This window comes from Halapricum sp. CBA1109, from assembly GCF_009741825.1.
In the GTDB taxonomy this organism is placed as follows: domain Archaea; phylum Halobacteriota; class Halobacteria; order Halobacteriales; family Haloarculaceae; genus Halapricum.
The window spans coordinates 1-11,180 of record NZ_WPCA01000091.1 but is presented as its reverse complement, the minus strand read 5'-3'; the positions used below and the strand labels follow the sequence as shown (position 1 = coordinate 11,180).

Annotated in this window: 10 protein-coding genes; 7 read left to right on the top strand and 3 right to left on the bottom strand. The window is 67.3% G+C overall.

The features are described 5' to 3' along the window. Positions 1–151 precede the first annotated feature (151 nt). The 4 genes from GJ629_RS10710 (at position 152) to GJ629_RS10695 (ending at position 7,228) form a co-directional block, all read left to right on the top strand. Positions 152–733, top strand: coding sequence for a DUF2150 family protein (locus GJ629_RS10710; RefSeq protein WP_157513020.1), 582 nt, complete (start codon positions 152–154; stop codon positions 731–733). A 61-nt stretch (positions 734–794) separates the two neighbouring features. After that, positions 795–4,346 (top strand): PKD domain-containing protein, encoded by a 3,552-nt coding sequence (locus tag GJ629_RS17120; RefSeq protein WP_157513019.1) that lies wholly within the window; start codon positions 795–797, stop codon positions 4,344–4,346. Positions 4,347–4,348: 2 nt separating this feature from the next. After that, on the top strand, positions 4,349–6,451 hold the full coding sequence (locus tag GJ629_RS10700; RefSeq protein ID WP_157513018.1) for a PKD domain-containing protein: 2,103 nt from the start codon (positions 4,349–4,351) through the stop codon (positions 6,449–6,451). Between the two features lie 39 nt (positions 6,452–6,490). After that, positions 6,491–7,228: a ThuA domain-containing protein gene (locus tag GJ629_RS10695; protein ID WP_157513016.1), complete on the top strand. Its 738-nt coding sequence runs from the start codon at positions 6,491–6,493 to the stop codon at positions 7,226–7,228. Here GJ629_RS10695 and GJ629_RS10690 read toward each other — a convergent pair whose 3' ends face one another. Genes GJ629_RS10690 through GJ629_RS10680 form a run of 3 tightly spaced genes read right to left on the bottom strand, consistent with a single transcriptional unit; the run spans position 7,229 to position 8,840 of the window. Beyond that, complete coding sequence (locus GJ629_RS10690; protein WP_157513015.1) at positions 7,229–7,777, bottom strand: tRNA (cytidine(56)-2'-O)-methyltransferase; 549 nt, start codon at positions 7,775–7,777, stop codon at positions 7,229–7,231. It lies immediately after the preceding gene. Next, a complete protein-coding gene (locus GJ629_RS10685; RefSeq protein WP_157513013.1) occupies positions 7,777–8,457 on the bottom strand; it encodes a thioredoxin domain-containing protein in 681 nt (226 codons plus the stop codon). Before GJ629_RS10685 ends, GJ629_RS10690 begins: the two co-directional genes overlap by 1 nt. 59 nt (positions 8,458–8,516) lie before the next feature. Next, the gene (locus GJ629_RS10680) at positions 8,517–8,840 is read right to left on the bottom strand and encodes a BsuPI-related putative proteinase inhibitor (protein WP_157513011.1); all 324 of its coding nucleotides are present in this window, start codon (positions 8,838–8,840) and stop codon (positions 8,517–8,519) included. Positions 8,841–8,910: 70 nt separating this feature from the next. Here GJ629_RS10680 and GJ629_RS10675 point away from each other — a divergent pair, with 70 nt between their 5' ends. From GJ629_RS10675 to GJ629_RS10665, 3 genes are all read left to right on the top strand, one after another. Next, on the top strand, positions 8,911–9,666 hold the full coding sequence (locus GJ629_RS10675; protein WP_370515868.1) for a DUF2797 domain-containing protein: 756 nt from the start codon (positions 8,911–8,913) through the stop codon (positions 9,664–9,666). 79 nt (positions 9,667–9,745) lie between these two features. Next, the gene (locus GJ629_RS10670) at positions 9,746–10,756 is read left to right on the top strand and encodes a PGF-CTERM sorting domain-containing protein (protein ID WP_157513010.1); all 1,011 of its coding nucleotides are present in this window, start codon (positions 9,746–9,748) and stop codon (positions 10,754–10,756) included. After that, on the top strand, positions 10,749–11,045 hold the full coding sequence (locus tag GJ629_RS10665) for a hypothetical protein (RefSeq protein ID WP_157513009.1): 297 nt from the start codon (positions 10,749–10,751) through the stop codon (positions 11,043–11,045). Before GJ629_RS10670 ends, GJ629_RS10665 begins: the two co-directional genes overlap by 8 nt. The last annotated feature ends 135 nt before the right edge of the window (positions 11,046–11,180 follow it).

Sequence of the window (11,180 nt, the reverse complement as noted above, 5' to 3'; positions counted from 1 at the left end):
GATACCGAAATGACCTACACGAAACACTATGAGGCCGTTCGGCGCTCTCCCGGGGTCGGACGCGGGGCCGGTCGCTCCGTCCGTATGTGGGCGCTCCACACTCGCCGCCAGCAACGAAAACCATATCCCCCGAGCGACGAACGTTCTGGACATGAGCACACCACCCGGGGAGTACTACACCGACGAACGCTGGCAGAACTGGCTCGACCGCATCGCGGACGAGGAGATCGATCCGGAGGACGAGGACTCGGCCCGCCTGCTGTTGAACCTGCAGGACGACACCGCCATCGCGGTGGCGAAGATCATCACCGACTTCGAGGACGACATCCTCGAGGAGGAGGCGGCCCTAGAGGAGTTGGCCGACATCCGCGAGGTCGTCCTCTCGGAGACGGACATCGAGGACGAAGAGAAACGGATGCTCGTCGACGGCGTCCAGACCTCGCTGGTCTGTGTCTTCTATGCCGCCGAGGAGTATATGATCGGCGGCGTCGCCGACGGCAGCGTCGGCGAGTACATCCAGGCGGCAAGCGATGCCGAGTCCGAGGAGGACCTCGACACGGCGCTTGGCTACTGCGCGCAGGCCGGGACGCGGATCATCGACGGCGAGGAACTGGACCGCTCGGTCGCGGAGGAGTTGGAGTTCGGACTGGTCGCCGAGTGGGTCAACGGCCTCGACAGCCTCCAGACGGCGATGAGCGACCCCGAAGTCGTCGAAGAGGACGACGAGAACTGAGGTCGCTCTTCCCCCGAGGTGGCAACCAACTTTTTATCCGTCGGGCGGTGAGGTACGGGCAATGTCGTTTCGAGCGGCCGACCGCGCCCAGTCTATCCAGATCGGAGCGGTGCTTTTGCTCGGTGCGCTCGTCCTCTCGTTTTCGCTGTATCAGGCCGTCGTCGTCCCCGACCAGAACCGCGAGGTGGAGTTCAACCACAACCAGCGCGTACAGGGCGACCTCCAGGACCTCCGGAACGCCATCGTCTCGACGGAGGGCGGCGGCAGCGGGCAGTCGGTGTCGGTGACGCTCGGCACCCAGTACCCCAGTCGGGTCGTCGCGCTGAACCCCGGGACGCCGAGCGGATCGTTACGGTCTCTGTGGACCGCAAATATGTCACAGAACGCGACCGTCGGGAACGCCGAGGCGGTCGGCGAGACGGGCGACTTCTGGACCGGCGTGAACCGGTCGTACAACACCGGGGGGTTGGTCTACCGCCCGGGGTACAACGAGTACACGCAAGCGCCGGTCACGCGCTTCGAACAGTCGGTACTGTACAACCAGTTCCCGGGGTCGACGCTGACGCTGACGGGCCAGCGGCTGATCTCCGACGACCGCATCTCGCTGGTCACGCTCAACGGCTCCTACGACACCACGCGTTCGGGGTCGGCGTCGGTCGACGTTCGGCCGATAAGCGCCTCCGCGAACACGGTGACGGTGACCAACGCGACGCCCGGTGAGAACGTGACGCTCCGCTTTGCGACGCAGTTGACCGCCGACCAGTGGCGTGACATCCTCGCCAGCGAGTTCGTCAGCCCCGACGGGAGCGGCGGGAACGTCGTCGCTGTCGACCCCACCGAGGTTCCGGGCGAGGAGTACCGCATCGTCTCGGTCGTCCTCAGACGGGGCGTCGACTACGACCTGCGGATTACGCAGGCGGGCGTGGGCACGGGGACCGACCGGCCGGACGTGGCGTACCTGACCGACACTGACGGTGCCGGCACGACCGTCCCGGAGGGTGGGACGGCAACGGTGACCGTCGAAGTCCGGGACGCCCTGAACAACCCCGTCGGACAGCAGTTCGTCTACGCGGGGACGAACCGGAGCGCCTCGGGTGTCTCCCCGGACCGCTCGCGCAGCGACAGTGCCGGCGAGGTCACGTTCACCTACGAGGCGCCGACGGACATCTCGGACGCAGCCCAGCGGACGGACCTGCTCAACGCGAGTCTCGTGGTGCCGTCGAACGCCACCGACGCCCCGACGTTCGACAACACGACAGCGATGAACGTCACCGTCCCCGTGACCGTCGAGAACACCGACGGGAGCGGGCTATCGAGTCCCACGAACGGGAGCGACGGGGCGTACGCGGTGGACTGGCTGGACCCGTCCGGGCAGTCCGGTGTCGAGTGCCCGAGCGGTCCGGACGGGACCTGTACCGTCTTCACAAACGAGACGTCGTCGGTCGCGCTGACGGCCGACACGGACCCCACGGCGACGAACGCGACGATGGAGTTCGCGGTGAGCAATGCGACCGTCGGGACGGTGTCGCCGTCGTCGAACGCGACCGCCGACAACGGCAACGCGTCGACGACGTTCTCGCCGACGAACCCGGGGCAGACCACGGTGTACGCGGCCAGCGGCGGCAGCGGCGACCGCCTGTCGATAGACGTCGTCGACGGCACGAGCGACACGAGCAACACGGCCCCGACGGCGTCGTTCACCGCTTCCTCGACGACGGTCGCGACCGGTGAGACGATAGACTTCGACGCGTCGGGCTCCTCGGACTCGGACGGTTCCATCGCGAGTTACGAGTGGGACTGGACCGACGACGGGACGTTCGAGGCGACCAGCCAGACCCCCTCACACAGTTACCCGAACGACGGGACCTACACCGTCGTCCTCCGGGTGACCGACGACGACGGCGCGACCGACGAGGCGACCGAGACCATCACTGTGACCAACCGCGCGCCGACGGCGTCGTTCACGGCGTCGTGTGCGTCGCTGACCTGTGACTTCGACGGGTTGGGCTCCTCGGACCCGGACGGTTCCATCGCGAGCTACAGCTGGCAGTTCGGTGACGGGAACTCGGGCAACGGCGAGACGACTAGCCACACCTACGACGGCGGCGGGACCTACGACGTGACGCTGACTGTCACGGACGACGACAGCGCGAGTAACAGCACGACCCAGTCGGTGTCCATCTCGGACACCAACCCGCCGTCGGTCGCGTCCGCGGCGTTCAACGACACCGACGACGTCATCAACGACAGCGAGGCCAACGCCAACGTCAAGCGCTCGCTCACGCTGACGTTCAACGAGTCGATGGACACCGGTGTGGCGCCGACGATCGAGTACGAGAACCTCACCCAGAGCAACAACTACTCCGTTCTATCGGGGAGTTCCGGGTGGGTCGACGCGACGACGTACGTTCAGGTGATCGAGTTCCAGGACAACGACGCCGACGTGACGACGACGGCCGTCGTCTCCGGTGCCGAGGACGAAGCGGGCAACGTGATGAACACGGAGCGGACCGTCTCGTTCGTCGTCGACACGAACGTCCCGAGCACGCCGAACAACGCGTTCATCGTGCCCGACGCGATCAACGCCAGCAACGAGAACGGGATCACTGTCGGCATCCGCGAACCCGACACGATAGCGGGCGACGAGACGGCCGTGATCAACGTCACGAACGCGACGACCGGCGACGAGATAGTCGTCGCGAAGGTCGTCACGGACGCGAACGGCCGGTACACGAACATCACGGGCGTCGACGTCTCCGGACTCCCCGACGGGACGGTCGAGGTCGACGCGTACCTCCGGGACGACGTGGGCCAGACGAGCGACCGAACCGGGCTGTCGGACCCGACCCTGAAGGACACCATCGTCCCGACGATCAGTGACTTCCGGGCGGAGCAACCCTCGGAGACGACGGTCCGGGCGATATTCACCGCCAGCGAGCGACTGGCCAGTGCCCGGGTCGATGTCGTCTACCAGAACGGGACGGTCGTGAACACGTTCACCAGATCGAACAACATCAGCGAGAACGAGGTCACCGGCGGCTACGAGTACACGACCGGCACCTACACGATGGGCGACCTCGGTGAGTACGAGCTGACGCTGACGTTCGCCAACGACAGCGCCGACAACCGCGCGGCGGTCGGCCAGACCGACACCGTGGTCAACGGGACCAGTGCTGCCTTCGTCCGGAACGTCTCCGGAAGCGGGGCGACGAGCGGTGGCCGCGACCAGATAGCGTCTTTCGCCCTGGAGAACACCGGCCCGGTTGACGTCACGATACAGAATATCACCGTCGTCAGCACACAGTCCGGACAGCCGGATCAGATCGGTAACGGATCCAGAGGCGGCGGCAACAGTTACACCGACGACGGTGGACCCGAGTTCTACAGCAACCGGACCGCCTCGCTGTTGGACACCAACACGCCGTTCGCAATCGGGCCGACAGATACCGAACCGCTGGACACGCCGAGCACGCTGTCGGCCGGGCAGCGGACGCGATACACCGTCGGTGAGTTCCGGCAGAGCAACAACCAAGAACGCAGTCCCGGATCGTCTGTGACAGTCAGGCTCGGTTTCGACGACGGGACCGAGACCGAGATAACGATCCCGCTCTGACGATGACCGCCCGCGCCCAATCCGAGACGGTCGGCGTCGTCCTGTTGGTCGGCGTCTTCGCCGTCGCCACCATCACCATCGGCGTCCTCGTCATCGGCAATGTCGCCGACGACGCCGAGAGCCAACCCCGCGTGGACCTCAACGTCTCCGTCACTCCCGACAACGTCACGCTCACGCACGGCGGCGGCGACACCGTCGATGTCGCGGACGTCGAAGTAGTGGTCCGCAACGGCGAGGAGAGCCGTTACGACCTGCCGACCTTCGACGAGCGACGGGGCGATGGCGACGACCGGTTTGACCCCGGTGAGCGGTTCCGCCACGACCACGATCAGGGGGCCGGCGACCTTCGGATCATCGTCGTCCACGTACCCTCGAACAGCGTCCTCGCGGACGTGACGCGGAGCGCGCGCACCCCCGATCCTCCCGACGCACCGCTGACGAACGCCGAACCGAGCCCGCGGATAGAGTACGCTCCCGTGGACCCGACGCCGGGGGAGTCCATCGTCTTCGACGCGTCCACCTCCAGCGACCCGGACGGGACGATAGATCGGTACGACTGGGATTGGACCGACGACGGGAGTTACGAGGGGAGCGGCGAGACGGCGACACACACCTACGACGCGCCGGGGAACTACACTGTCCGGTTGCGGGTCGTCGACAACGGGTCGGCGACGAACACGACGACGCGGACGGTCCAAGTCGTCGTCAGCCAACCGCCGACGGCGAACGTCACGTACACGCCGGACTCGCCCGGGAGCGGCGAGTCTATCACCTTCGACGGATCGGCCTCCAGCGATCCGGACGGGTCGATCACCGGCTACCGCTGGGACTGGACGGGAGACGGGAGCTACGAGGGAAGCGGCGAGACGGCGACGCACACCTACCCCGCTCCGGGCCGCTACGACGTGACCCTCGAAGTGACCGACGACGACAGTCTGACCGCCACCGAGACGCGGACCGTCCGCGTCAACAGTCCGCCGACGGCCCGGTTCGGCCAGGCGTGTTCGGACGGCACCTGCACCTTCGACGCGAGCAACAGTACCGACGACGGCGCGATAGCGAACTACACGTGGGCGTTCGGTGACGGGACGACTGCCGAGACGGCTGACCCGACAGTCGAACACACCTACGACACCAGCGACACCTACGACGTGACGCTGACCGTCACCGACTCGTTCGGCGCAACCGACGACACGACGCGGACGGTCGACAACAACGATCCGCCGACGGCGCGGTTCGGACGGAACTGCTCGGGGCTGGAGTGTACGTTCGACGCAGGCAACGCGACCGACGACGGGTCGATTACCGCCTACGAGTGGGCCTTCGGCGACGGAGAGACGGCGGTCACGGCCGACCCAGTGATCGACCACACCTACGACAGCGGCGGGACCTACGACGTGACGCTGACGGTCACCGACGGGGCCGGCGAACAGGACAACAGGACGCGGACCGTCGACGTGAACGCGCCGCCGACGGTTACCAATCCGACACTGGTCGACGCGACCGACAGTAACGCTACAGTATCTGACGGTGACACGATCCGCGTCGAGGCTACCGTCTTCGACGATGGCTCTGGTGTCGATACCGTCACGGCCGACGCGTCGGCGTTCGACGCTGGAACTCTCTCGATGGCTGACCCCGATAGCGACGGCGTCTACACGACCACGGCGACCGTCGGCCCGAACGCGACAGAGGGCAACCAGTCAGTCACGCTCACTGCGACCGACGTGGCCGGAAACACCGCGACCGCCACGACTGGCACGCTGACCGTCGACACGACGCCGCCGACGATAGCGACGTTCGACGTGGTGGACGACGGACAGGTCGTCTTCTTGTTCTTCTGGGCCGAGTCGTACACCGTCGACTGGACGGCCACCGACCAGAACCTCGCCTCGACGACGGTCACGGTCAACCGTAGCGGGACGACTCTGGCGTCCTACACGACGGCTTCCGGGAGCGAGACATCCACCCAACTGGGAAGTTTCGGCACCGAGTACACCGTCCGTATCGTCGCCGTCGACGCGGCCGGCAACCGCGCGTGCCGAACCGTCACGGACGAATCGGACGGGACCGACCCGGGGGACTCCCAGTACAGTTCCTGTTGACCACCGCCATTTATCGGCCCGCCGGCCGGTGGGTCGGGTATGGCCTCGATAACGGTCTGGAACGAGTATATCCACGAACGCGAGAACGACCGCGTTGCCGACCTCTACCCCGACGGCATCCACACCTACATCGCCGACCTGCTGGCCGAGGCGGGCCACGACACGTCGACGGCGACGCTCGACGAGCCAGAGAACGGGCTTCCGCCGGGTGCGCTCGAAGATACGGACGTCCTGCTGTGGTGGGGGCACCTCGCCCACGACGAGGTCGAGGAGTCGGTCGCCGAACGCGTCGCGACGCGAGTTCGTGAGGGGATGGGACTGGTCGTCCTGCACTCGGGCCACCACTCCAAACCGTTCCGGAAACTGCTGGGGATGCCCGCCGACCTGACCTACCGCGAGGCCGAAGAACGGGAACGGCTCCACGTCGTCGACCCGGGCCACCCCATCACCGACGGCCTACCGGAGAGCTTCGTCGTGCCAGAGGCGGAGATGTACGGCGAACCGTTCACCGTACCCGAACCCGACCGCCTCGTGTTCATCTCGTGGTTCGAGGGCGGGGAGGTGTTCCGAAGCGGCTGTTGTTACCGCCGCGGGAAGGGCCGCATCTTCTACTTCCGGCCCGGCCACGAGACCTATCCGGTCTACCATCAGGAGGAGATACAGCAAGTCCTCAGAAACGCGACCGACTGGGCCAGCCCCGTCGCGGGCAGTCCCTATCCAACGGAGTGTCGACCGGTCGACGACCCCGCGGAGGACATCGACGGCTACGAGCCCTGATCACTCCGCGTCGTCGTTCGGGTCGACCACGCGCTTGCCTTCCTCCTGCGGAATCACGCGCTTGTCGGCGTCGGTCCACTCACGGTCCAGTTCCCGGCCCTCGAACAGACGGTCGAGGAAGACGGCGAGGCCCGCTATCTCCGAGTGGGGCTGGTTGGTCACGCCGACGTTGAAGTCGGCGCGGTCGTACACCTCGAAGGGGACCTTCTCGGCGCCGACGACGACCAGCAGGGGGTCCTCGCGGTGGGCGGCCCGGATGTCGTCCTCGACGTCTTGGACCGGGAGGCCGTACATCGTCAGGTGGACGACGGTCCCCTCCCACGACCGGAGGACGCCCAGCGGTTCGTCGGTCACTTCGACGTCGAACGGGCCGCCGAAGCGGTCGGTGATGTCGGTGACGGTCTCTTTCCGGCCGCTGGCGGCGTCCTCCAGCAGGAGCCGGTCGGCTCCCAGCGCTCGCGCGGTCAGGCCGACGTGGGTCGTCATCCGCTCGTCCCGGCCGGGGCGGTGGCCAAGCCGCAGGACGACGACCTCCGGTTCGCCCTCCATCAGAGCGCGTCCTCGATGGCGCTGGAGATACTGTCGACCGTCGCGCCGCCCTCGACTATCGACCCGTCGACGAACACCTCGGGCGTCCCGCCGACGCCCATCTCGATCCCGCGCTGGCGGTCGGCCTGAACCGTCGCGCTGTAGGACTCCTCGGCACCGGCCGCTCGGATGGCCGCCGGGTCCGCGCCGTCGATGTCGTTGGCCTCGCTCTCGTAGGTGTCGAGTCCAAGGTCACTCTGGTTCTCGAACAGTTGTTTGGCGTAGGTGTAGTAGGCCGCGTCGCCGACGGTGTCCTGGACCGCCCGGGCGGCGCTCGCGGCGCGTGAGGACTCTGCCGAGACCGGGATAGGGAAGTCACGGAACTCGTAGCGTATCTCCCCGGTGTCGATATACTGGCTCCGTATCTCCGGGAAGACGTTCAGCGAGTAGTCCGCACAGTGAGGGCAAGCGTAGTCCTCGAAGACCATCACGGTCACGTCGGCGTCGGGGTTGCCGGCGACGGGCGGGTCGAGCACGCCGGCGTTCGTCGGGGCCGCCGCGGTGGTCGTCGGGTCCGTACCGTCGTCGGGGTCGTCTTCGGTGTCGCTCCCGTCGCCGCCACAGCCAGCGACGCCTATCGCCGTCGCGGTCGCCGCGCCGGCGAGAAAGCGGCGTCGTGTCCGCACACTGTCCTCGTACATAACTTTCGGTCCGTCGTCCCGACTGATAAACGGCTCGGCTTTTCCCACTGCCGAGGTCGTCACAGCGCTGTCTCCGCCCGGCAATCGGCGTCGCTCGTACAGAGCCACGCCGCCACGGTGTCGGCGTCGTCGTCCGGGTCGTCCCACTCGACGGTCTCGGCCAATCGCTCGCCCGGACTTAGGACCTCGGTCCGGACCGCCTGCGTGAACACCATCCCCTCGCCGTAGCGGAACCGCTCTTCGCCGTCGGCCCGCACGATCACTTCGACCGTCTGGCCGTCCGAGAAGGTCAACTCGACCGGCTCCGAGCCGGTGTTCTCGGCGGTGACGGTGATCGACAGCGACGCCCCCCGCTCAGTCGTGACCGAGCAGTCCACGCCCATACCCGAGGTCCGCGGGGAGATCCCTTCGGTGTTTGGAAAGGGCCAAGCCGGTCCGTCGGCAAATAGAGGTGTGCAGATCGTCGGCTACGACACCGGCGCCTCCGAGGGTGAGCCCGCACTCTTGCTCGCCAGCGACGGCACTGTCGACCGCGAACCTCTCTCGACCGGCCGGGAGCTTCAGTTTACCCTCGACGGGCGACACTGCGCGGGGACGCTCGACGGCGACCGCCATCTCGCCTGTGAGGACGCGTCGGCTCCCTACTGCGCACAGCACCGCTCGCGGTGGCCGTGTGCGCGCTGTACCGGCGACTGCTCGATGCCGGTCGAGGCCTGCCACGAGGAACACGCCGTCTACCTCGCGGCCTTCGCTCCGGCGACGTTCAAGGTCGGCGTCACCCGGTCGTGGCGACTCGACACCCGCCTCCGCGAGCAGGGCGCAGACCGCGCGGCCCACCTCCGGACGGTAACCGACGGGCGCGTCGCCAGACAGTTCGAGGCCGATATCGCCGCCGATGTCGGCGACCGGGTGCGCGTCCCGACGAAGATAGACGGCCTCCATCGGTCGGTCGAGGAAACCGCGTGGACGGACCTGCTCGCCCGGTTCGACCCCATCGAGACCTACGACTTCGCGTACGGACTCGCCCTCTCGGAGCGACCCGTCGCCGAGACGCTGGCGACCGGAACCGTCCGCGGCACGCAGGGTCGCGTGCTGGTGCTGGACCGCGGCGGATCGACCTACGCCGTTGATATGCGGTCGCTGGTGGGCCACGAGGTCCGCGCCGAGGCCGACGACCGACAGCTACAGTCAAGCCTCGGCGCGTTCTGACCACAAAGCACTTATCGGGCGCTGTCTCGCTATTTCCCGCCACAGAAAGCATTTATACAACACTGAAGACACGCCGAACGTGAGACGCGAATACGTTATGGGGTTCACTGCGGCCGCCGTCGTCGCCGTCGCCATCCTCGGGGTGGTGGCGGTACCGGGGACGACCGCGGAGGCCTCGCTGACACAGTCGGACGGACAGTTGACGCTCCGGGAGACGCCGATAACGCCCGGGGCCGTCTCGGGCGATACGGCGACGCTGACGGTGACGAACTGGCTCGAACACACCGGCGGACCGGTCGAGAACGTCACGATACTCGTCCGGGCCGTCGATCAGGAGACGGGACTGATCGACACCCGGACGCGGGCGTCCGTCGGGACCGTCGACTCGCCCGGCGACCACCCGGTCGAGACGACGCTGACGGTCAACCGGTCGGGCGATTACCGCATCGAGACGCTGGTGTTCGAGAACGGGACGCGGGTCGCGTCCGGGCGGTCACACGTCTCCGGCCTCGACGGACTGACGCCCGACTACGCCGAGTCGGGCCTCCGATTCCACCAGTTCGGTGGCTCGCTCCCGACGATAGCCTACAGCGTCGAGTCGGTCGACGACCGGACTGTCCGGGTCAACGCCACTGCGTTCCTGACGAACGCCGGCGACGACCCGGCGGGGGACCTGCAGTTGCTCGTCCGCGCCCGTCAGACCCACTCGAACATCGTCGCCGACCGCGCGACGATTCCCGTCGAGGATGTCCGCCCGGGGCGGACGGCCAACCCACGGGTGACGCTCCGGATGCCGGACAACTACACCTACCGACTCGACGCCGTCCTCACCCGCGACGACGTCATCGTCGACACCGAGTCGGCCGTCGCCGACCTGAACCCCACGCGGGAGGTGAGCGAGGACACCGACACCGAATCGGTCGACGTCGACGCCGACGCCTTCGCCAACGACTCCGCCGCCGACCCGAGCGCGGACGACGAGACGGTCGAGGAGACGGCCGACGGCGCGGGTCCCGGGTTCGGTGTGGTCGCAGCGATTCTCGCCGTCCTCGGCGCAGCACTCGCCGTCGCACGGAGGACCGATGACTGACACCCAACAGACTCAGACGACCGATGAACCGTTCGAGGAGTACGACAGCGACCCGGATGCGGCGACCGACCGCTCGGACGCCCAGTACTACGCTGAACTCCTCGGGGCCGGCGTGTTGCTGTTGCTCGGCGCCATCGCCGCCGTCGGCTTCTACACCAGCGTCTCGACGGCCATCTCCCGGCTGGTCGTCAGGCAGTACGAACCGCTGTTCCAGGCGGCGTTCAACCTCGTCGTCCTGTTGGTCGTCGGCGTCGGCCTGTCGCTTTTGTGGCGGCGACGGCACGCGTAGAGTGAAGACAACCCTTTTGAGAGCGCCACCCGAAAGCGTGTCTATGACAGACGACGATACTGACGAGACCGCGCCCGCCGAGGAGACCGCGCCCGCCGAGGAGACCGCCGCCGCCGAGGAGACCGAGGAGACGAC